The 22,484-nt window shown below is 56.4% G+C and carries 18 protein-coding genes and 1 tRNA gene; 7 read left to right on the forward strand and 12 right to left on the reverse strand.

The features are described 5' to 3' along the window. Window positions 1-290: 290 nt before the first annotated feature. On the forward strand, window positions 291-401 hold the full coding sequence (locus tag OSC10802_RS56995; RefSeq protein ID WP_017718410.1) for a RelB antitoxin-like protein: 111 nt from the start codon (window positions 291-293) through the stop codon (window positions 399-401). 206 nt (window positions 402-607) lie between these two features. Beyond that, entirely contained in the window at window positions 608-1,216 is a 609-nt protein-coding gene (locus OSC10802_RS0119265; RefSeq protein ID WP_017718411.1) for a glutathione S-transferase family protein, read from the forward strand. A 96-nt stretch (window positions 1,217-1,312) separates the two neighbouring features. Here the strand turns inward: OSC10802_RS0119265 and OSC10802_RS0119270 are convergent, their stop codons facing one another. Next, the gene (locus OSC10802_RS0119270; protein WP_017718412.1) at window positions 1,313-2,017 is read right to left on the reverse strand and encodes an esterase/lipase family protein; all 705 of its coding nucleotides are present in this window, start codon (window positions 2,015-2,017) and stop codon (window positions 1,313-1,315) included. Between the two features lie 19 nt (window positions 2,018-2,036). Between OSC10802_RS0119270 and OSC10802_RS0119275 the strand changes: the two genes are divergently transcribed. The 3 genes from OSC10802_RS0119275 (at window position 2,037) to OSC10802_RS44555 (ending at window position 5,445) form a co-directional block, all read left to right on the forward strand. Further along, the gene (locus OSC10802_RS0119275; RefSeq protein ID WP_232731713.1) at window positions 2,037-2,624 is read left to right on the forward strand and encodes an NUDIX domain-containing protein; all 588 of its coding nucleotides are present in this window, start codon (window positions 2,037-2,039) and stop codon (window positions 2,622-2,624) included. Between the two features lie 25 nt (window positions 2,625-2,649). Beyond that, window positions 2,650-3,384, forward strand: a complete 735-nt coding sequence (locus OSC10802_RS40875) for a precorrin-2 C(20)-methyltransferase (RefSeq protein WP_017718414.1) — start codon at window positions 2,650-2,652, stop codon at window positions 3,382-3,384. 144 nt (window positions 3,385-3,528) lie between these two features. After that, entirely contained in the window at window positions 3,529-5,445 is a 1,917-nt protein-coding gene (locus OSC10802_RS44555) for an energy transducer TonB (protein ID WP_155968073.1), read from the forward strand. A 305-nt stretch (window positions 5,446-5,750) separates the two neighbouring features. On the opposite strand, the gene OSC10802_RS0119290 is transcribed toward OSC10802_RS44555, so the two are convergent. After that, window positions 5,751-6,521, reverse strand: coding sequence for a hypothetical protein (locus tag OSC10802_RS0119290; protein ID WP_044170170.1), 771 nt, complete (start codon window positions 6,519-6,521; stop codon window positions 5,751-5,753). A gap of 299 nt (window positions 6,522-6,820) precedes the next feature. Between OSC10802_RS0119290 and OSC10802_RS0119300 the strand changes: the two genes are divergently transcribed. Continuing rightward, window positions 6,821-6,903, forward strand: a tRNA-Leu gene (locus tag OSC10802_RS0119300). Window positions 6,904-7,229: 326 nt separating this feature from the next. Here the strand turns inward: OSC10802_RS0119300 and OSC10802_RS0119310 are convergent. From OSC10802_RS0119310 to OSC10802_RS44565, 6 genes are all read right to left on the reverse strand, one after another. Continuing rightward, on the reverse strand, window positions 7,230-8,696 hold the full coding sequence (locus tag OSC10802_RS0119310) for a protein kinase domain-containing protein (RefSeq protein WP_017718417.1): 1,467 nt from the start codon (window positions 8,694-8,696) through the stop codon (window positions 7,230-7,232). A 5-nt stretch (window positions 8,697-8,701) separates the two neighbouring features. Continuing rightward, window positions 8,702-8,944, reverse strand: coding sequence for a hypothetical protein (locus OSC10802_RS0119315; protein ID WP_017718418.1), 243 nt, complete (start codon window positions 8,942-8,944; stop codon window positions 8,702-8,704). A 1,071-nt stretch (window positions 8,945-10,015) separates the two neighbouring features. Further along, window positions 10,016-10,186: a hypothetical protein gene (locus tag OSC10802_RS50355; protein WP_017718420.1), complete on the reverse strand. Its 171-nt coding sequence runs from the start codon at window positions 10,184-10,186 to the stop codon at window positions 10,016-10,018. 247 nt (window positions 10,187-10,433) lie between these two features. Further along, window positions 10,434-10,616, reverse strand: a complete 183-nt coding sequence (locus tag OSC10802_RS46385; RefSeq protein ID WP_082218313.1) for a YgiT-type zinc finger protein — start codon at window positions 10,614-10,616, stop codon at window positions 10,434-10,436. A gap of 103 nt (window positions 10,617-10,719) precedes the next feature. Next, window positions 10,720-11,211: a WD40 repeat domain-containing protein gene (locus tag OSC10802_RS44560; protein WP_198525150.1), complete on the reverse strand. Its 492-nt coding sequence runs from the start codon at window positions 11,209-11,211 to the stop codon at window positions 10,720-10,722. Window positions 11,212-11,227: 16 nt separating this feature from the next. Next, on the reverse strand, window positions 11,228-13,678 hold the full coding sequence (locus OSC10802_RS44565) for a protein kinase domain-containing protein (protein ID WP_026098632.1): 2,451 nt from the start codon (window positions 13,676-13,678) through the stop codon (window positions 11,228-11,230). Between the two features lie 1,090 nt (window positions 13,679-14,768). Here OSC10802_RS44565 and OSC10802_RS0119345 point away from each other — a divergent pair. Beyond that, the gene (locus OSC10802_RS0119345) at window positions 14,769-14,996 is read left to right on the forward strand and encodes a hypothetical protein (RefSeq protein WP_017718422.1); all 228 of its coding nucleotides are present in this window, start codon (window positions 14,769-14,771) and stop codon (window positions 14,994-14,996) included. Window positions 14,997-15,316: 320 nt separating this feature from the next. Here OSC10802_RS0119345 and OSC10802_RS0119355 read toward each other — a convergent pair whose 3' ends face one another. The 4 genes from OSC10802_RS0119355 to OSC10802_RS0119370 form a co-directional block, all read right to left on the reverse strand. Then, the gene (locus tag OSC10802_RS0119355; RefSeq protein WP_198525151.1) at window positions 15,317-18,178 is read right to left on the reverse strand and encodes a hybrid sensor histidine kinase/response regulator; all 2,862 of its coding nucleotides are present in this window, start codon (window positions 18,176-18,178) and stop codon (window positions 15,317-15,319) included. 235 nt (window positions 18,179-18,413) lie between these two features. Further along, on the reverse strand, window positions 18,414-20,510 hold the full coding sequence (locus tag OSC10802_RS44570; protein ID WP_017718424.1) for a methyl-accepting chemotaxis protein: 2,097 nt from the start codon (window positions 20,508-20,510) through the stop codon (window positions 18,414-18,416). Window positions 20,511-20,666: 156 nt separating this feature from the next. Then, window positions 20,667-21,179 (reverse strand): chemotaxis protein CheW, encoded by a 513-nt coding sequence (locus OSC10802_RS44575; protein WP_155968077.1) that lies wholly within the window; start codon window positions 21,177-21,179, stop codon window positions 20,667-20,669. A 29-nt stretch (window positions 21,180-21,208) separates the two neighbouring features. After that, entirely contained in the window at window positions 21,209-22,369 is a 1,161-nt protein-coding gene (locus tag OSC10802_RS0119370) for a response regulator (RefSeq protein ID WP_017718426.1), read from the reverse strand. Window positions 22,370-22,484: the final 115 nt, after the last annotated feature.

Consider the following 22,484-nt stretch of genomic DNA (forward strand, 5'->3'; position numbering starts at 1 on the left):
TCGTAGTTGGGCTTCAGCCCAAAGGTTCGTAGTTGGGCTTTAGCCCAAAGGTTCGTAGTTGGGCTTTAGCCCAAAGGTTCGTAGTTGGGCTTCAGCCCAAAGGTTCGTAGTTGGGCTTCAGCCCAAAGGTTCGTAGTTGGGCTTCAGCCCAAAGGTTCGTAGTTAGGCTTCAGCCCAAAGGTTCGTAGTTAGGCTTCAGCCCAAAAAAACGAGGCACCGGCACGCGCCGGCACGCGCCAATTAGAGCTAAACTAAGGATAGCACGCGCACTCGAACGCCGATAAATTCCTATGACTGCCTTCAAAGAGCGCTATGTCGTCGATGAAAACGGCACTCCGGTTGGAGTATTGCTCGATATAGAAGATTACCGCCAACTCCTTGACGCCCTCGAAGAGTTATAGCAGCAGTCATATTGGTTAGAACAATAGAAGCTTCGGGAGCTCTGGAGCAAGGGAGAGCGGAATGTAGGTTTCCTAAATGCTTACTGCTATATAGACGTAGGGCAGGCGTCCCGCCCCCCCTGAAGGTCTAATGTTCTAACCTAAGTGCATACTGCTATAACCCCTCATACAGTAAACTCTAAACCAGTAACACTGACTCCCACACCATGACGAGAACCCTCTACTACACCCAGCGCTCGCCCTACGCGCGGAAAGTCCGCATCTTGCTTGCGGAGAAAAACTTGCCCTGCGAACTCCAAGAAACCGACATCATCAACAAATCGCCGGAATTTATCAAACTTTCCCCGATTGGCAAAGTCCCCGTGCTGGTGGATGAAGATGGCACCACCATTTGGGATTCCACTCACATTATCGAGTACCTCGACGACACCTATCCCCAACCGAGCTTTTACCCCAGCGATCGCGCCAGTCGCCTGCGCTGCCGGCAGTTGGAAGAACTCGCGGACACCCTCGCCGATAATGCTGTCAACCTGTGGTATCAGAAGCGCAAAGGCGACAGCGCAGACGCCGGCGATGCCGCAAAGTACGCAGCTTCGATTGACCGGCTCTTCCCTTACCTCAACGAGCAACTCGCTTCTTCCACCTACCTGCTGGGCTCAACTCTGACGGCTGCAGATATCGCCGCCGTCTCCGCCTTAGGTTATTATAACCTGCGACACGGTGAGGAGTGGCAGCAGCAGTACCCCCACCTCGCAGAGTGGTTCAAAAACCTGCACCGGCTCGAATCCGTCCAGTCAACCGTTCCCCAACCCTAGCCGGTAAGGAATGGCGTAGGACAGGCGTCCCGCCTGTCCTCCCGCCTGTCCTCCCGCCTGTCCTCCCGCCGGTCCTCCCACCGGCTGCGATCGCCCTTACCGCAAATACCCCACCCATGCCGGCATAACCTCCGGCGAACCGTACCACAAACCGGCTCTTCTCGGAGAGTGCGTCACCCCTTCGAGCACCAAATTTTCCGCCCCTTGCAAATGCGCCGCTTCCACCGGCGTGATGCCATCCCCCCAGGTATTCCCTTCCCCACAAGTCAGCTTGTAGCTATTGTAAGCCAGCCACTGACCCCGACGCCGCTTCCCATAAATCGCCTTACCGGCAACACACACATAGCGGACATTCCCATAAAAAGCCCCCGGATAGTTGTTATTCACAAAATCCAGATTCTTCCGAGTCCACCGCTCGTACTTGCTGAAGTGAGGCGTTCCCAAAGTAATCAGCGCTGCCACTGACGGATGTTTATACCACAACCCGGCATTTTCGTCAATATCTCCGTGAATAGTATAGGGCTTTTCTCCGAGATAAATGCGAGAAATCCAGCCGCCGGCAGAGTGGCCGATCAGGTAACACTGGGAAGTGCTGTATTCCTGCAAAACCTGGCGCACCGTGCGGTCGAGAAGTCGCAAAACCGGCGCGACCGATCTGCCCCCCAAAGTTGGCCACCAATCCCGCTGGCGCAACGGCACTGTCACCGCAGGGAAACCCAGCCGGTTGAGAGATTCTTCCATGTCCCGGTATTCGCCTTCCCCGGCGAAAAAGCCCGGTAAAATAACACTCGGTAATGGCATTTTAGATTTTGGATTTTGGATGCATGGATTTTGGGGGTGGCTTGACAAAAATTGCCAAATATGCTATGCCCTAGAGCTGCCGGCAGAGGAAACTCCTGCCAGCCCTTCAGTCAACTTACGGTACAATTATATGGCTCGCTCGCCGATTCCCACTTGGTATTTTGCCCTGATTGCCGTTCGTTCAGAAAACCGGTTTCTCTTAGTCCAAGAGAGCAAGCGCGGACAGCAGTGGTATCTGCCAGCCGGTCGAGTCGAGCCAGGAGAAACTCTCCTGGAAGCTGTTCGGCGAGAAACCTTAGAAGAAGCCGGCATTCCAGTCATTGTAGATGGAATTCTTCGCATTGAACACACCCCGCTGTTTGTGGGGGAGCAACCGGCAGCTCGCGTGCGAGTCATTTTTGCCGGTCGCCCCCAAGATGGCACGCCCCCGAAAACTGTGCCAGATGAGGACTCTTTGCGGGCGGGGTGGTTTTCCCTGGAAGAATTAGAGCATTTGTCGCTGCGGGGAGAAGAAGTTCGGGAAATCTTGCAATACTTGGCGAAAGGTGGTATAATATATCCTCTCGGATTGATAACTTTCGAGGGAGCGCCGTGGCAGCATTCCTGAGAATTTAGACAGAGCGGTAATCACTGTGGCAACCGGCATATTATATGGTATTGGCGTGGGTCCCGGCGACCCAGAATTGCTCACCCTCAAAGGGCTGCGGCTGCTCAAAAGTGCGCCGGTGGTGGCGTACCCAGCCGGTGTTGGCGGGAAACCGGGAATGGCGCAGCAGATTGTAGCTGAGTGGCTGCGTCCGGAACAAATCCAGCTGGCGCTGACATTTCCCTATGTGCGCGATATTGAAACCCTCACCCTCGCGTGGCGGGAGTCAGCGGAACAAGTCTGGAATCACTTGCAAAACGGGCAAGATGTGGCGTTTGCCTGTGAGGGGGATGTGAGTTTTTACAGCACGTTCACCTATTTGGCGCAGACGCTGCAGCGGGTGCATCCAGACGCGCCGGTGCGCCTAGTGCCGGGAATTTGCTCTCCAATGGCAGCAGCAGCGGCTTTGGGAGAACCTCTGACACTGGGGAGCCAGCGCCTTGCAGTTTTGCCGGCACTCTATGCGGTAGAAGAACTGGAAGCTGCGCTAGACTGGGCAGATGTAGTTGTGCTGATGAAAGTGAGTTCGGTCTATGAGCGAGTTTGGGAACTGCTGCACCGGCGCGGATTGCTCGGGCGCAGCTGCATCGTGGAACGAGCCACTCTCCCAGAACAGGTTATCTATACCGATTTACGCAACCGCCCCCATTTGCAATTGCCCTATTTCTCCCTCATTATCGTGCGAGCCCCCAAATCCCAACCGGTTGACAGCAACTTCTAGGCCGGCGGCGCGGTCGCTTTCCTGCCGGAAAGTGGGAGCAGGGCAATTCTCGGCAATGAATCCTCCAAGTATTTTCGAGGATAGCATCTAGCTGGGGAAGAATTCTGTAGCTCATAACCTGCTGACAAGCTTCCCACGACACCAGTGGTCTGTACTGTACCGATTATGCTCAACCCCTCCCTGTTTAACTTCGTGCCCGCACCGTTGCGCCAGCCAAGCAACGTGGCCATTTTGGTTTCGGTGGGCGTCCACGGAGCGCTCGCGGTGGGCTGGCCCCTTTTGCCGGCGTCTTCTTCCAAGCCAGTGCAGCGCTGGCAAACAGTGGATCTTGTGCAGCTATCCCCCGCAGAGCAGAAACGCTTGCCAAACCTGTCAAAACCGCAACTGGCGCTGGGCACGGCTCCGGCAAAGCCCGCTTCGATTCCGGCGATGCCATCCATACCCTCTCTGACGCCAGCAGATATGCAGGCTCAGCTGCAAGCTGCGCAAAATAATTTGCCAGTCTCTGAGTATCCCCCTGTGCCACCGCCGCCCCCCATGTCAGCGATGCCGGCGCTGCCGGCACCCTCCTTGTCCTATCCAACCTATATTCCCCCGTCGCCACTTTCCTCGTATCCAACCTATATTCCGCCGGCACCCTCCCTCTATTCCAATGTGCCACTCCCGCCGGTACAGTCGGCCTATTCAAATTTGTCTGTCCTGCCGCCCTCCCCGAGACTGACGCCGAATTGGTCTGAGGTGCCGGCACCCTCCCCCTCTTCCAATCTGTCCGCCCTGCCTCCGGCAGTCAATTCTTTTATCGCTCAGCCACAAATTCCGTCGCTCGCAGCAGCGCAGCCCGGTCTGTCGATCGCCGATCCGGCACTGCCGGCTGACCAGCCGGATTCCTGGGGGCCGGCCCCACCGGCCCTAGCCGCACCGCAAATCGCGGCTCGCACGGAAATGCCGGCGGCACAGGCTCCACCCCCGGCAGCCTCACAGGACTCTAATCTTCCCACCCTCCAGCAGTTCCGCCAGCAGCAACCCCAGGGAGCGGCTGGTTTGCAGGCCAGTCCCGGGCAGTCGGGGCGTGCCAGCGCGCTTTTGCCCGCCCAAGAGGCGCAAGTCGCGCAGAAACTGGAGCAGTGGCAGCAAGCTGACCTCAATCGAGCCGCCGCAGCGGCCCAACCCCAGCCGGCAGCCCCCCCTGCAGCCGCTCCGCCCAACGTCCACCCGCAACTGTGGGCGTATTACCAGCAGCTGCAGCGACAGAAACAGGCGGAGCGCCAGCAAGCCGCCGCAAGGGCAGCAGAATCCCAGCCGGCCCCTCCCGCTCCTGTGGCCGGGCCACAACAAGTCATGGCAGCCGCACAAGCGTCTTTGGAGGAAAAGGAGCGGCAAATCCAGCAACAAGCCGCCGCAACCCCAGCGGACGGGACTGCGGCGCGGCGAGAGGCGATGCTGGCCGGTGGGGGTGCCTATGCCAGCTGGGTGGGCAGTTTGAAACAAGCTCACTCGGATGTGCAAATGGCAAGTCCGATCCCGATGCGCGCTCCCTATCCCCCAGAAGCAAGCTCGAAGCAGCTGGAAGGCAGGGCTGTGGTTGGGGTGCTGGTGGGTGCCGGCGGTGAAATCCTTGACGGGCCCACTCTGTTAGTGCCCACGGAGTCCCCAGCCCTCAACGAAGCGGCTTTGAATGCGGTTAAGGGTGTTCCGCTGAAAGCGACTGGCAAGACTGTGGCTTACCAGTTCTCTTTTGAGTTTAAGCCCGACAGCCAAACTCCGCCGGCTCCCGCACAGCCGGCACCGGCACCCGCACAGCCGGCACCGGCTCCCGCACAGCCGGCTCCCGCACAGCCGGCTCCCGCACAGCCCGCACAGCCGGCACCGGCTCCCGCACAGCCCGCACAGCCAGCACCCGCACCGGCACCCGCACCGCCGGAACAGCCGGCACCGGCACCGCCGGAACAGCAGGCTCCCGCACCGGCACCGGCACCCCCGGAGCCAGCACCGGCACCGCCGGCGGAACCCGCGCCACAGCCGGCACCGCCAGCACCGGAGGGGCAGCCCTCACCGCCCTAACTCCCCTGAGTGCCGGCAGCTCAATCCCACGGCTGCGCAGCGCAAGCCGGCAGGCCGGCAAGCCCTCTCACCCAGGCATTTTAAGATGTTAAATTGCATATTGCCTCAGGACGCATCAGGTTGGGGCATTAGAGCTTGAGGGCAGGCGGGACGCCTGCCCTACGCCTATCCCTAGTTCCGACAGGCATTCCCTCCAGCTCGCCTGTCCTAAACTGACGGTCTGTTGCTGTCGCGTTTTATTCCGCGCCTTGTGCGTCGAAACGCCCCATAATTGTTGCAAAAATAAGCAAATTAGATGATTCTAGCTACTCAGCGGCGACGGCTTGGCGCTGTTCCTGAGCGAGGGCCAAATTCCGCTGCGTGCGCTTCCACTGCTCTGGGAAAGCTTGCAGAGTGTAGACTTGCAAGGCATTTTCGTAGCAGGAGATCGCCCGGTCGAGATTGTCGGCGCGCTCGCCAAAGACGCGATCTGTGTAGGCGACGGCGAGATTATTTTGCGTGCCGGCCCACACTTCTGGGAAGCTGTCGCGGGTAAAGACTCCGGAAGCGATTTCGTAGCCGGTGATGGCAATTTCCAGGTTGCTCCCTTTGTCGCCCTCAGGGAATTGCTGGATCAGGTTGCTGAAATTGCCAATCGCGCCGGCGATTCCCTGACCTTCCTCCGGGTCCACGTCGGGGAGCGTTGTCGTGGCCCAGCTTTGCAGCAGTTGCGCCAAAAAGCCATCCAGCTTATCTGCATTTTCTCGCAGCAGCGGGTACACGGCTTGCGGGTCAGGGTTTTCTGAGACAAGCTGCAAGACTTCACCCAAGAAATTGATATAATCCTCTGGGGTTACTGTGGGCGCTGATGCCTGATCGATAACCGCACTCAGTTGGGCGGAGAATTCTTGCAAAAATGTCGCAGCGTCCTGATTGCCCTCTTGTGAGAGTTTGGCTGCCACCAATTCCATCGTCTGCACCAAGCCAGCATCCACTAGGTCTAGGTTGGCATTCAAAATCTCCAGTTCTTCGCCACCGGCACAAGTGAGCAGCTTTCCGATCACCGCGAGGTAGGCTTCGATACGTTCTTCCATCATATAGCGTTAGGCTCCATCAGCTGGCTGCTCTATTATCGCTCGCTGCTCCCTCGCTCTACCACAGCCCCACCCCCCTGTCCCCGTTAATTAGGACTAATCCACCGGATGCCATATCGCCGCCTGCCGGTGGCCCAAACAAAAACCGCCGTGACCTCAGCAGTCTCGGCGGCTCTGTGCAAATGGGATTATGGGTGCTAGCAAAATAGACGGCAACAGCGCCGAATTAGTTTCAGGGAAATTTAAGCCGGCGCAATTGCTGCAGTTTTGGCTTGCATCTGCTATGATATAACAGAATGCATGCGGATGTGGCGGAATTGGCAGACGCGCCAGATTTAGGTTCTGGTTCCCACAAGGAGTGAAGGTTCAAGTCCTTTCATCCGCATTTTTCCGGGCTCTCAGCCATTCCTGACCGGCTGGCTGACTTTTGGCCCACTCCTGGGCTGCAGAAAAATTTTTCCCCAACCCCTTGACAAATTTGCGGTTATGTGCTAAGCGTTCTGTCAGCCTGTGGGGTGGGTCCCTCTTGGGGAGATCGCCCCAACCCTCAAGTCCTCTCGGACTAAATTGCAGATTGCCAACAGTATCCGACCGGCTTAAAGGTGGGTTCCCTAAGAGGGAACCCACCCTACTTCTAACTACGAGTTATAGACGTAGGGCAGGCGTCCCGCCTGCCCTGAAGGTATAATATCCTAATCTAAGTAGCTGCTGCTATAACACACTAGACAGCGCTTGCTTGAAGGCGACAGCTTTTTTAAAGTAGATTTCCGGATTGTCAGTTAGGGCTAAATCAATTAATTCTGCGAGTTTTGGCGGAATGGAGGCATCCCGAACCCGCACCGGCACCGGCTTATCTTCCAGCACTACCAGAAATGGGTCTTTTCCTACAAAGTCGCGGGGGTAACTGCCGGTTAACATATAGTATAGCGTAGCTGCTGTCGCCCAGATATCTACCTCTGGGGTGACATATTTGAAATTGAGGACTTGCTGTCGGGGCATGAACCCGGGTGTGCCGGCTTTTGTGCCGCTCATCGTCAGATTGCTGAAGCCGGCTAAATCGAAGGCTTTTGCCAGCCCGTAATCCCCGATTTTGGCGGTGATAGAATTGCCGGCTGTGCTGAGGAAAATATTTTCGGGTTTCATATCGCGGTGCACCAAACCCTGCCCCCAGCCAAAACTTCCATCTTTCAATTTAACATAGGGAATGTCGGCGGTGTGAGCGTATGCCAAACCGTCGAGGACTTGCAAGATAAGGGGAACGGCTTCACTCACCGGCAGCTTCCCGCCGCGCTGCCGCATTAAGTCTATCACATTTCCGCCGGCACAGTATTCGAGCGTGAAGTAGAAAATGTTGTCCCACTCGCCCGATTCCTTGAGCCCGACAACGTGCGGGTGCGTTAAAGCTTTAGTATTCTCCACTTCGCGGAGAAACCAATCGACATCGCGGGGGTTTGTCGCTATTTGGGGGAGCATTAATTTGAGGGCAACTTCCTCGCCGGTTTGGTTGTTGCGAGCCAAATAAACCGCACCTCGCCCTCCCCTCCCCAACTCTTTGAGGGTGGTGTAGCCTTCAATTGCCGGCAGGTGCGAGGTGCGCGGTAAGGGTTTTAGGGAGGCTGCCGGTGGGGGGATAGCCACAACATTTGTTGTGTCGCTGCCAATATCCGGCGAGCCGGCTGTTTCTATGATAACACGAAATATGGTATTTCCCAAGCGAATTTCGTCGCCGTCTTCCAAATCGCGCTCTGGAAATTGCATATTGCGGGCGTCTTCTGGGGTGGCTTCGCTGGGGCGCTGTCCGATGTTATTGCTATTGACAAATGTGCCATTTTTGCTGCCTAAATCGCGGATGCGGATTTGGGGCGGGTTGATGTCGAGCAGACAGTGATAGCGCGAGACGATACTGTGAGCTTCGTCATTCGGCAATTGGGGTTTGCAGTCGTAATTGCGACCGAGAATGCAGGTTGTGCGGGAGTCGAATTCTACTTTTTGGCCTTTGAGGGTGCCTTGGATTATGGTGAGGGTGACTTTTGCCGGCATTGGGAGGGATTCTGGAGACTTGTCAGAGTTTAGCGCGAGAAGGGTGCCGGCGGGAGAGCCGGTTGCCCAACACCCTTGATTGTGCCACAAGTCTTGCGGGGGAGATAGCTGCTTAACAAAAATTAATGTGCCGCACACCGGCGCTAGGAGGGAACCTCTTCTGGCGATTCTTCAAGGGGGATATAATCACCGGGTTTATACTCTTGGAGAGCTGTTTCTACTTCAGCTTGGACAGTGGTATCGTGGTCTAGCAAATCTGCCTCTGCTTGGAAGATTTCCTCATCGAGGAATGCCTGTAACTGACGTTTTTCGTCAAGAGTGAGGCAGCAGATAGCTTCGAGTAAAGAGGCAAAAGGAATTTTTGGGTTAACCGTGTCTTGGCTCATAGGACTCTTTTTTTGTTGGATTGGTGTGTTGGGGTTGCAGTTGCCTGCCGGTGCCTTCCGGGGAGCCGGTGGGTGTCCAATTTTGGGAGGGGTGCAGCCGGTGGTGGGGTGGGGAACCGATAGAATTGGGTTTTAAGGGTATTATAATATGAAGGGGGAGTTTTGGCAAGTTGCCTGAGAATGCCGGTGATTGGCAAGATGGTGTTGGCGAATTAACGGGGGGTTAGACTTACCGCTAGTTCCTCGGCGATTAGCTAAGTTCCTGGCGATTGGAAAGATGGTGTTGGCGAATTCGTCAGGGGTTAGACGTATAGCTAGTTCCTCGGCGATTAGCTAAGTTCCTGGCGATTGGAAAGAAGCTGTTGGCGAATCGGTGAGGGGTTAGACCTCTGGCTAGTTGGCCAGGTTCCTGGCGATTGGAAATCGCGGCTATACAAACGAAGCCCGCCTACCCTGCGGGAAGGGCTTCGCCCAACGCGGGCTAAAGAGTAGAGCGAGACTCTCAAAAGGTGGAGTTTTTTTTCGAGGAAAGACGAGGGAAGGGGGGACTTTGGTTCCCAGAAAGCTCCCCTCCCCGTTAACGGGGAGGGGTTGGGGGTAGGGTAAAACCCCCTATCAATTCGCCAACAATTTCTTTCCAATCGCCGGGTATCTATATGCCATTTTTTTGCAACAACCACCGGCGCTTTTCGCGCGGCAATTTCAATCCCCCAGACAGATTTATCCGCATTCTTCAGCCCGCGTAGGCGGGCTTCGTCTGTATAGCCGCGATTTCCAATCGCCAGGAACCTGGCTAACTAGCCAGAGGTCTAATCCCTCACCGATTCGCCAACAATTTCTTTCCAATCGCCGGGTATCTATATGCCATTTTTTTGCAACAACCACCGGCGCTTTTCGGGCGGCAATTTCAATTCACCAGACAGATTTATCCGCATTCTTCAGCCCGCGTAGGCGGGCTTCGTCTGTATAGCCGCGATTTCCAATCGCCTGGAACCTGGCCAAATAGCCAGAGGTCTAACCCCTCACGGCGAGCGGTAATAGCTTCTTTCCAATCGCCAGAATCTCCCAATTTCAATCCCCCGGTTCTTGCTGTATCCCCTCCAATTCCCTGACGCGGTTTCGCAGCCTTTCAACCTCATCAATTAACTGCAAAACACTCACCCCAATATCGGGACGAACTTCTGGCTTTGCCGTATTCTCAATCTGGGACTGCGCCCAGCCTTCTAATTCCTTCAGCGTCATTTTTCTAGGCAAAACTAGCAACTCCTACAGGACGCTCAACAGCTAGCTGCTGGCGGTTGCGCTTAATGCGCTCGATTTCGCGGAGAGTTTCTGCTGTGATACTAAGTTGGCAAACTAAGTATTATATCCCCCCCAGCCCCTTTTCGGGAGTAGGTTTTTCCACACAGGGGGTGCGGCTACCCGTTGGGCTACCTGGCGAATGGAATTCGCGGCTATACAAACGAAGTCCGCCTTCGCGGACTTAATACTAATTTTGCCAACTTGGTATGAGATAAGTTTCCCCACAGTCAGGACAGCTGACTGCGGGAATATTCTCAATCAGGAGCAAATCTTCTCCCTTGCCATAACTGCGAGTGATTCGGCGAACCCTCGCCCCTGATGTCCCACAAATATCGCAGACTGTGCGGTCAGATCGTGGAGTGAACGACATATAGCCATCCGATTTGATTTGGGAAAATGGCCGGCTGTAGTGACGCGAGATGTGGGGAGGCGAGATATGGCGTCCCCACACAAGCCGGTATAGAGGAATAATATCAATCTTTTCCCGGTCCTCCCCCCTCCCCTCTCGCCATCGCTTCCAACTGCCGGCGCACCCCCTCTGGGCGCAGCCAACCGTAGCCGGCGCATCCCAGGGTGTGGAGCAATCCTTGAAACTCCTCCTCAGTCCAACTGGGGGAAACTATCGAGGGCATGACCGGCAGAATATCCCCACGGCGATCCACCACAAACTCAGGCGTGCGCAGCTGCAAGAATGCCTCAAGTAATGGTCTAGCCCCCTCATCCCAATCTGCAGGATGCCGGTGTTCCAGCTCCCAGTCTAAAACCCACAGTTTCAGGGTATTGTCCCTACTCCCCGACAGGGCAAATCTGCCATCCGGGCTCAGACACACTGAGAGCACCAAGTCTGTGTGTCCCTCAAAGGTGCGCAAGCACCGCCTCGTTGCCACTTCCCACAGTTTCAGGGTATTGTCCCCACTCCCCGACAGGGCTTTCAAGCCATCCGGGCTCAGACACACTGAGTACACCAAGCTTGTATGTCCCTCAAAAGTGCGCAAGCACCGCTCCGTTGCCACTTCCCACAGTTTGAGGGTTTTTGTCCCCACTCCCCGACAGGGCTTTCAAGCCATCCGGGCTCAGACACACTGAGCGCACCAAGCTTGTATGTCCCTCAAAAGTGCGCAAGCACCGCTCCGTTGCCACTTCCCACAGTTTGAGGGTTTTGTCCCCACTCCCCGACAGGGCTTTCAAGCCATCCGGGCTCAGACACACTGAGCGCACCAAGCTTGTATGTCCCTCAAAAGTGCGCAAGCACCGCCCCGTTGCCACTTCCCACAGTTTCAGGGTTTTGTCCCCACTCCCCGACAGGGCAAATCTGCCATCCGGGCTCAGACACACTGAGAGCACCAAGTCTGTGTGTCCCTCAAAGGTGCGCAAGCACCGCCCCGTTGCCACTTCCCACAGTTTCAGGGTTTTGTCCCTACTCCCCGACAGGGCAAATCTGCCATCCGGGCTCAGACACACTGAGAGCACCAAGTCTGTGTGTCCCTCAAAGGTGCGCAAGCACCGCCCCGTTGCCACTTCCCACAGTTTCAGGGTATTGTCCCAACTCCCCGACAGGGCAAATCTGCTATCCCCACTCAGACATACTGAGTCCACCGAGTCTGTATGTCCCTCAAAGGTGCGCAAGCACAGCCCCGTTGCCACTTCCCACAGTTTCAGGGTTTTGTCCTTGCTCCCCGACATGGCAAATCTGCCATCCGGGCTCAGACACACTGAGTACACCCCGCCTGTATGTCCCTCAAAGGTGCGCAAGCACCGCCCCGTTGCCACTTCCCACAGTTTCAGGGTGTTGTCAGAACTCCCCGACAGGGCAAATCTGCCATCCGGGCTCAGACACACTGAGTTCACCGAGAATGTATGTCCCTCAAAGGTGCGCAAGCACCGCCCCGTTGCCACATCCCACAGTTTCAGGGTTTTGTCCCCACTCCCCGACAGGGCAAATCTGCCATCCGGGCTCAGACACACTGAGTTCACCGAGTTTGTATGTCCCTTAAAGGTGCGCAAGAGGCGCTTTGATTTGGGCAGTCTCTCTCTTGCTAGTTTGAGCGCCGCCTGTACCGGCGTTGCATTCGGTGAGTTCTCTTTGCCCGCAACCGAAACATCCTCGCCCTCATGCTTCGCCCCTACTGCCCCTTCCCGTGGAATACTCTCCAGAGTTTCAATCGCCGCCTCACAATCATCCCGCTCTAAATGCACCAAACCCAGGTGATAGTCAGCAACCCAATCCCCTGGGTGTAAATTCCGCATCCACTCTAATTCTCTGAGGAGAGCTACATCATCCATCTTGCCCAGTCGCCACAAAATCAAACTCCGGTTGTAAGTCGATTCCGGATGTTGCGTTTCCAGCTGTAGCGCTTTCTCCCACAGCTGCAGCGCCTCCTCCCGCTTGCTCAAATCCACCAGCGACACCGCCCGGTTATTGAGGCTGTCCGCCATGTCCTCACCGGCACTCGGTTGCTTGCGCGGGTAGGGTTCCCGCGTCAATTGCTCGTAACTTCCTTGCAATTCCTTCGCCACTGCTAACATACTGCGGTAGCGATCCTGCTGGTTTTTGCGAAAGCAGCGCCGCAGAATTGCCGCCACCGAATTCGGCATTTGCGGCGCACCGGCATCCTCTCGCTCCGCCTGCAGGTAATCCTCCAGCAGGTGGGAGGCGATAGTGCCTTTCTGCCAAGTTCTCTCCCCAACAAACATCTCCAGCACCGACAGCGCCCACCCCCACATATCCGTGCGCCGCGTCAGCCTTTCTCCCTTATCTTGTTCCGGCGAGCAATAGGCGGGAGTCATCCCCATATAAGTCCCCCTCACGCTGCCCAATGCCTCAAACCCCGCCGCAAAACCCGGCGAGTTTCCCTCTTTCTCCCCCCCAGGATAAGGAGCAATTGCGGGAAATTCTCCCGCCGGGGCTACAATCTTTCCCCTCGCCAGCCCAAAATCCGTTACCTTCACCGCACCATTAGGCGTCACCATCACATTTGCCGGCTTGACATCCTGGTGGATCAGCTCCTTTTCGTGAGCGTAATGCAGCCCCCACGCAAACTGAATTGCAATATCTAGGATGCGTTTTAAACTGGCACGCTTCCCACCGGCATACAGCCGCCGGTCATAAATCCAGTCGTGCAAAGTTCCCCCCGCCACATATTCGGCAAACACCACCGGATTCCCCTCAATCCGCCGCACATAATAGCAGCTTACCGTGTGAGGGTGCAGCCCCAAATTCACCCAAGTTTCCGCCTCCCGCTCAAAGTTCTCCACACCTCCCGCCGCCGCCACAGCTTCTGGTTTCGGGATTTTCACCGCCAGGTCAATATTCCAGCCTAAGTGCCTAACTTTGCAGACTTTGCCAAAACTCCCCTCCCCCAAAGAGCCGGTGACTTGGTATAAGTTGAGAATGACATCACCGACATTCCACTGCGTAGATTCCTGCGGCATGGCACACCCCGCCCCCTCACACGCTATAATGATAGTTTAATGTTACCAGCTTCGGGGGGTGCCGGTGGGGGGTGGTGGGGCATTAGCCCAACTCTAGCAATAGACAGTCAGCTTAGGACACTGGAATTAGGCGTAGGGCAGGCGTCTCGCCCATCGGTGTCAACTTAAGCTCCTGGCGATTGAAATCGCGGCTATACAAACGAAGTCCGCCTACGCGGACTTAAGAGAAGAGCTAGAATCTTAAAACCCGCGCAGGCGGGTTTTGTCTGTGTAGCTGCGGTTTCAACCGCCGGGAGGCTGCGGGACACAGCTTAAGTTGACACTAATGGCGTCTCGCCTGCCCCCAACGTTTCTGGGACAGGCGAGACGCCTGTCCTACGTCCGTACCCTAAGTAGCTACTGCGATACAAACAAGGGGTGCCGGTGGGAGAAGTATTAGATCGCAATCAACCGGAATTTGCTGTAGTTCGTGTATCGAAAGGCCCACCTAGCAATAATTTATACATATTAAATTTTAATAAATCCGGTTAATTACTTTATTTACATTCTGGCGGGGGCAGTGGCCGGCAGCCGGCCTGCAGAGATGGCCGTGCGGCACCGTGAGTAATTGTGCGCGGTGCCGGTGGTTCGCAGTAGGGCTTTAGCCCTCTTCATGCGCTGCTTGGACATTAGCCCAACTACAAACGGGGGGGTGCCGGCTGGCCCAGTGGGGTGCCGGTGGGGCACTTTTGGCGTCTTGCCGGTTATAGCCCCCCACTCTCTATTTCTTCAATGCCTGCACAGCTTGCCATCCCAGCCATAAGAACCCGACAGTAGCCAGCATAGTCACTCCCAGCTCCAGCAAATAGGGTACGGGCAATTCAATCATAGCAGCTCCTCTTGACGACTCCTAATTATCCTCAGCATTTTCGTCTATCATACAGTCTGGGGCTTTTGGCTCACACCTCTGGAGCCGGCATTTGAGAACGCCCCACCGGCATTCCAGAGCGCTCGCCACGCGGAAGCAGCCTTTTTTAACGCGAGCGCATTCCCTCGTGGGAAAATGACATTCTGCCATTCCCGTTGGCAATTTCAGGAGTACCTATCAACCATGATGCAAAATTCTGTTTCCTCGGTTGCTGTGACTGCAGTCGGTTCCCACAGCCTGACAAACTTGGAGAACCTGCAAGACAGGATGCTAGCCGCTAAGACTATCGGTGAGCTGCACGCGCTAATCGTAGATTACACCGATATAGAGATAAACGCAGCTTACAGCGAGCTAACACCAGAACAGCAGCACCGAATAAACCTGATTTGCCTCGAAGAGATGCCGGTGTAATATCTCGGAAATAGGGCATGGGGCATGGGGCATGGGGCATGAGACAGGGACAGGCGAGACGCCTGTCCTACGTCCTAACCTAACTGCCTAGTGCTATATGTGCGAGAACGGATGACGCGGAACGCACCCTACTTTCTTCTCTTTAGCCCGCGTTGGGCGAAGCCCTTCCCGAAGGGTAGGCGGTCTTCGTCTGTCGCAGTGAGTTTCCAATCACCAGGTTACTAACAAAAATCGCCCGGTTCCTAGCAATCCAAAATCCAAAATACAAACCCCAAAATCCAAAATCCTTGCATCCAAAATCCTTGCATCCAAAATTGGCATTACCCAACCTCCTCCGCCAGCAGCTGAACAATCGCATCCAGCAACTGCACCGGCGCGAAAGGCTTAGTGAAATAAGCCGTCGCCCCCAAAGTACAAGCCTGCCGGCCCGCACTTTCCCGCGTCGTCACAATCACAACCGGCAGCTGGCGGGTGCTCGGATGGGCGCGAATCTCTGCCAGCAAACCAAACCCATCCATACGCGGCATTTCAATATCCGAAATCACCAAATCAAACCGCCTCCCCGAAGAGTGCAGCTCCTGCCAAGCTTCCTTGCCATCGCCACACTGCACCACGGCAAACCCCGCCCGACTCAGAAGCAGCTCCAGCGACCGGCGCACCGCAATCGAGTCATCTACAATTAAAATAGAAGGAGTTGAGTCTGGAGGCAACAAAGTAGGTTCAGAAATATTGCCTGCAGCATGAATAAATTCTAACTCCCCACTTTTGACTTCCGACTTTTGAGTCGCCACGCCGCGCCCAACAATTAATGTCCCAAGGTGATTCGGCGACAGCACCGGCACCACCTCGCCAGTTGCCAGAACCGTACATCCCGCAATATAAGCCGGCACCGGCACCGTACCGTCAAACGGTTTCAGAACCAACTCCCGCTGCAGGAGCAGCGCGTCTGCAGCCAGAACCACCGGCTCCCCACTGACATCAACAACAATCCCCACCGGCGGCTGCAGAGCCGGTGCTGCCGGCACAATATCCGCACGTTTGTAGGGCAGCAATTCCAACAGCGGAAACACCGGCACCAATTGCTCCTGCCAGAGAACCGAACCCGCAGCTGTTAGCGCTGATTCCGACAAACTAATCACTTCCAGCACATTCACCGAAGGAATCGCCAGAGTTTGCTGCCCGCACCGGCAGACGAGCAGCGGCAGGACGCTCTGCGTTAAAGGAATAGAAATCTCAAACTTCGTCCCCTCTCCCAGCGCAGTTTCCACCCGCACCTCACCCCGCAGGCGAGAGATTTGATGCCGCACAATATCCAGCCCCACACCCCGCCCGGAAAGGTCACTCACCCTTGCCGCCGTCGAAAACCCCGGTGCAAACAGAAACTGGAGAATCTCCCCCTGACTTAATTGTGAATTCTCACTTTTAAACTGTGAGGCCAGCTTTTCTGCCAGCCCCATTTCCACCGCCCGCCGGTAGACTTTTTGCGGGTCAATGCCGCGCCCGTCATCCGCAATAGAAATCACCGCACAATTCCCGGTGACAGCGGCGGACAGCGTAATGCGGCCCACCTTCGGTTTGCCCAGCGCCTGCCGTTCCGAAGGCAGCTCAATCCCGTGGTCAAACGCATTGCGAAACAGGTGAGTCAGGGGCGCTTGCAACTGTTCCAAAATCGCCTGATCCACCAGCGTTTCCCCACCTCCCACCACTAACTCAACTTGCTTGTTATATTTCTGGTTCAGGGAAAGTAAAGACGCCTTAAACCGGTCAGCGTGCAGCCCGAAAGGCACGAGCCGCGACTCCGTTAAGTCCTCGTGCAAGCTGTTGAGAGAGGTGCGGAGCCGGTCGAGCGTTTCCTTGAACTCGCGAGCGATCGCAGCTACATCGGAGCGCGTTTCGCGCACTTGCACGAGCACTTCTTCAAACTCTCGCCCGGTGCTGAACCCATTTCCGTTTAATTGCTTTGAATTATGGTTTTCCAGAACAGACCGGCTCTCCCGCTCCAGAAGGATGTCCAATTCTGGCGGCAGAGCCGAACTTGATACAATAGGGAGTTGGGGGAAGGTGGGAGCCACCTGAGACGGGTGCCGGTGCTCGAACAGCCACACTCGCTCCTGGATGGTATCGAGCCGCTGGGTGTGTGTTTTCAGGTTCCGGCTGGCCCGCTCCAACTGGGCCTGATACAGGGTCAGCCGCTCGTAGTGGATGAACAGCTCGCCAACGGTATTGCTGATGCGATCGAGAACCGCTACCGGCACCCGCAAATTCAGCGGCTCGGCTGAAGCGGGCTTTCTCCGGTCAGCGATAATATACTTCAAAAACCGCTCTGGAATCTTCGACTGCCCCTGGGCTGTCTGCTGCACTCCGCTATTTTCCCCCACTCCCTCGTCCTTGGGCGAAGGTTGGGGCGAGCTCTCAGGGGCTGGGGGGGCTGGCACTGCCGGCTCCCCCTCCAGAAACCGCTCCCGCTTCTGCCGCAACTGCGCCAGCGCCGCCGCCGCCAGCTCCTCTAGGGGCCGGTTAAGAGCCGCCACCCCCTCTCGCAGCGCAACCGCTTCCTGTGCCAGCCAAGGCAGGGAAAGCGCTTGCCCGAGCAGGGCGCACTCTTGGGCCAGAGTCGTGAGCGCCTCTTGCAGTCCGCCCGCCCCGCCCCCCTCCCCAGCCGGTGCCCCAGGAGGGCTCAGCAGCCCCTCCACTCGCTGCAGGCTGTTTTCCAAATCGGCGGAGAGCGCCGTATTGACAAAATCAGGAATTTGTGCTATGCGCTCAGCTTCTGGCTGCCAGCCGAGCCTGCCGGTGGCCTGCCCCACCGGCAAACCGGATTGAGACAAATAGATCAGCAAATCTTCCAGGATGTGAGCCAGCTTGCTAAGCGCCGGCAGTTCCGCCATACCGGCACCGCCTTTGAGGGAGTGAGCCGCTCGGATTAAGGCGCGGTGCAACTCCTGCCGGTCGGATAAATCTTCGCCCGCCTGCAACTGGGTAATCCCTAGCTCCAAGACCGCCAAATGCTCTGGAGCCTCTTCGTTTAAAAATAAAGCGCGGGACTCTCGGGTAATGGCTTCTAATTCTTCAGGAGTGAGTTGGGTGCTGTTGCGATTTGGGTGTTTGGGGAATGTTGAGCTAGGGAGCAAGTTGGATGTTGGATTGTCGAGAGTTCTAGTTCCTATTATAGCACTTTTCACTGGGGGGGGAATATAGCTTGTGGTTAGGGTTGTGTCTGGGAGGGTGATATGGCAGTTCGTTCTTGAGTTGTGAAAAGGGTTTTTTAGGAACCGCCAAGACGCCAAGAACGCCAAGGGAAGAGAAGATAGAGGATTGCACAAATTAAATAGAAGTGGCTGGCAAGGCTTTTCCCCCTATTTTAAAATCCTTGCATCCAAAATCCTTGCATCCAAAATCCTTGCATCCAAAATCGGTTCAGGATTTCTTGTAGTTGAATCCGGGAAACTGGATTGAAAGGACGCGGGCGGAGGCTTGCGCCTGAGACACTGTACTGGCAGAAATGGATTGCAGCAGCTGGTGTGTTTTGTGGTTCATGCTGGCGAGCCGGCGCAGGGAAAGTTTGGTTTTGGCCAGCAGCTCAGTGCCGGTTTCCACTTGTGCGGTGCTGTCTTCCATCGTTTGCAGTGCTTCTAGGGTGCCCTGCTGAATGGCACTGACAAGTTGCTCAATTTCTATCGCTTCCGCCCGGACTCGTTCTGCCAAGCGCTGCACTTCATCGGCGACCAAGTGCAGGGGCGAGCGAGCGCTGGCCGCTAGTTGGCCCCCATCGCCTGCGCGGGCGGCGGCAATAGAGACATTGAAAGCGAGGAGGTTGGTTCTTTCGGAAATGCTGGCGATCGTGCTGACAATTTTGGCAATTTCCTGGGAGGACTCGGCTTGGCGTTTCACCACACTCTTCGCCCTGGCCAAACTTTCGCGCACTTGAGAGACGCTGCTTGCTGTTTGATTTATTCTTTTCTCCCCGTCTTTCGCCGCCATCATCGCTTGAGAAACGATGGAAGCGGCTTTGAGGGTGGCGCTGGCCACGGACTGCATGGAGCGATTCATTTCGGCCACGGAATCCAGGGCTGTGGCGAGGGCTTCGGCTTGGCTGTTGGGGGAGAGTTTTTCCGCCTCCTGGCTGCTGCCGGCTTGTGAGCTTCTCTCCACTGCAGCGGTTTGCACTCGGGCGACAATCTCTCGCAGGATTTCAATGGTAGCGCGGAAGGAGTCGGCGAGCTCGCCTGGAGAGCCGGTGGGGTTTCTCAGCACCAGATCGCTGTGTCCGGCACCGGCGATGTCCCGCAGCAGCTGGCTGACTTCTTGCCGCAGCCGCTGTTTTTCTCTCAGGTGGAGCGCTGCTTCGGCTTGACGCAAGCGGGTTTCTTGTTCGAGGGCGGCTGTTGAGTAGCTCAGCTCGTCGCACAGCTCGCTGAGCGCCACGGCCAGATCCGAGCACTCATCGCCGGCTCTCCAGAGGGCGGCGGCGCTGCGCAGGGTGTCGCGCCCCGCTGCGCTGTCGCCTGCGGCGAGCTGCCTGGCGGATCTGTGCAGCTGTTCCACCGGCTCGGCTATCGCCTTAACCAGGAGTCTGGCCAGCAGCAGCTCTGCAGCCAGCACCAGAAGCGCCAGCCCCAGCAGCGCGGCTAGACTTGTTCCCAAAACAGCGCTCATCTCGCTGCTGTCACTGGCCACCACCAGCACCGGCTTTGGGGCACCGGCAGCCTCAGGCAGGGCCACAGCCGCCATCGCATAGGGCCGGCCTTCAATGCTGGCCCAGTCCGTGACAGTCTCCCCCTTGGCGGCTGCGGCTTTTTTGAGCAAGTTGTGATTCGGGAGGGAGATTCCAGAGTGGATAGAGCCTTTCACCCCCTCTTGGGAGCTGGCCAAGACAAACTCACCGCTGCCGTCGCGCAGGTAAACTGCCGTGTAGCTGCCGGCACCAGCGGCTGCAGTGCCGGCGGCGGGCCATCGGGCTTTGGAGGTATTCTCTCCTGAAACCAGCCCCGCCACAAGCTTTTGGCTGGCTGTATCTCCTGCGAGCGCATCAGCCCGAGCCTCGACTTGGCGCAGCACCTGCTGCTGGGTGCCGGTTTTGAAAACCGAGTAGCTCACCCCCACCAGCACCGGCAGCGAAACCAGTTTTGCGCCCAGCAGCACCCAGAGCAGCTTGTGGCGAACGGGGAGGTTCGCGAACCGCTGCCACAATAGATTGGGGACGGAGGGCCCAGGGCGGGGGGCGGGCGATGTTCCAGGAAGCGAGCGGCTGAGCTGCCCATTGCCCTGCGCCCAAGTTGCCGGCGAGCTGCGGGATTCTGCTTTCAAGCGACCAGCAAACACCCCTCCTGGGTCAGCTGCGACGATTTCCTGGTAAAGCCTCCTCGCCTCGCTGGTGTCCGCCCGCTGGGTGAGGGCCTCTGCCAGACGCATTTTGGCCACCCAGTCGGTTGGGTCGCGCTCTATTTGGTCTTTCAACATCTCAATTTCTTCCTGGACCCGTCCCGGACAGTGGCCATTTTGTGTGCTTGTCATCTCAATTTTAAAGTTGGGCTAATTTTCGAGTTTTAATTATTTATTTATTATTGATTGCGGAACTGAGTTAGGGCTAGAAACCCAGTTTAGTAAAGAACCAGGGTGCCTCAGCTAGCGAGCCCTCTTACTTTTAATTTCCTTGGCTGGCTGACTTTTTTATTTTTCTACGATGCGGATCGCCGCGAAAACTGCTGAGACGTTGAGCACGGCCACCGATAATTGCTCAATTTCAGTCATGCCAGATAAAAATGAGCTAAAGGCCGGTGAAAAGCTGGCCGGGATCGGTTTCAATTCGGCAGGGTTGAGGGGGACAACGCCTTTTAGGGAGGAGACCACACAGGCGAGTCGGGGTGGGGCACCAGCCGTGGTAGCAGGAGTTGGCTTGCCGGCGAGTACCGCCAGCATCAGTTGCTCCCGGGAGCGATACTGTAGCGGGGATGGTGCCAGACACAGGACATCGCTGAGTAAATCTGCCAATTCTACCACCCACAGCAGCTGTCCGCGCTGATTGACCACGCCCAAGAGCGCCGATGCTACTCCGGGAATGGGACAGATGTCGCTTCGAGATACGGTCATCACCTCTGTAACATTCTCTACAGGCAGCGCTAACCTCACGGATTGCCGTAATTGGATGTAAAAGTAGTCATTTAGCATCAGTTTGTCCGGCAATGGCCCTAGGGCTCGTTTCAGGCCACTGTTCAAGCGCCGGCACAGGTTGTTTTCACCTCCAAGCCGGCTGGGTGCAGGCTGTCGTGAACGACGGCGATCAGCTGCTGCGCCTGAAATGGTTTGGTCAGGTAGTCTGTCGCCCCGACCATGCGCGCCCGCAATTTGTCAACCATGCCGTCTCGTCCCGTTAGCATGACAATCGGGATGTCGTGCAGCTGTTCTGACTGGCGCAGCATCCGGCAGAGTTCGTAGCCGTTGATTTCTGGCATGTTGATATCGAGCAGTATCAGTGCCGGCTTGTGTCTGGCGAGGGCAGTTAGGGCCTTGGCCGGCTCTGTCAGCCCCAAAACTCGGTAGCCAGATGCCTCCAGGATCAGCTTGACGTTCCGCTGTGCCGTTTTGCTGTCATCAATGCAGGCCACAATCGGTCGCCGGTCGCTTGGCGGCTCCTGATAGGGGCTGATGCTGGCAATTCCCGCCCGCACCGCCGGCTGCAGCAGTGTGGCCAGCCCCAAGGTATCGGTTTTTAACAGGTAGGATGCTTCATAAATAGAAACATTGTGACTCAGAACTTTGAGCAGCGATTTGATGAATGTCACGTCCCGGACCTGCTGCCAAAGGAATTTCGACAGCCGCTCAAAATCTTTAATAAAAGGTCGCTGAAAGGGAGAGCTGATTTCAGAGCGCAGCCGCACCCACTCTCCGATGAAGGCTTTCGCCGGCAAGATGGTCTGTTTGAGCGGCACGGACATCAGTAATGGATCTAGCCCCACTGTTTTGTCAAACTTCAGCGGTGCTTGAGGTAAGGCTAGCAATTGCGTGAAGGCTTCTTGTGTCAGCCAGAACAGCAGCTTGCGCACCTGTGGCAGCGACAGCTGTCCCGCCTGCCAGTAATAGCAAACCGCCTCGTAATCTGAGTGAAATTCTTTTTCGGGCAGCGGTTCGAGCTCTGGATAGTACCACTGGAGCAGATAGGCTAGCCGCTCCCGCTGTCCCATGCCGCTGGTGGCAAAATGCACCTGTCCGTTGCCGGCATAAACCCGCCAAAAGATAGAGCTGTCACTGGGATCGCCAATTGTCAGGCGTCCTGTAAGTTTTTTGGCCACAATGTTCTGCAAAGCCTTGGCCGGTGAGGCCACAAGCTTGACTGGTGGCGTGGTATTGCTTTCTCTTATGCTAGTAGAAGTCATAGCGAAGGCTTAAGTGGTTTGAGATGATTGTCAGTTTTCGGGGTGAGGGCGGAAGCGAGGACTGTCCCCGAGCGAGAACTTTTTGATCTGTTCGGTGTCCCCTCTGCCTTAGCTC

It is taken from the genome of Kamptonema formosum PCC 10802, from assembly GCF_000332335.1.
Classification (GTDB): domain Bacteria; phylum Cyanobacteriota; class Cyanobacteriia; order Cyanobacteriales; family Oscillatoriaceae; genus Oscillatoria.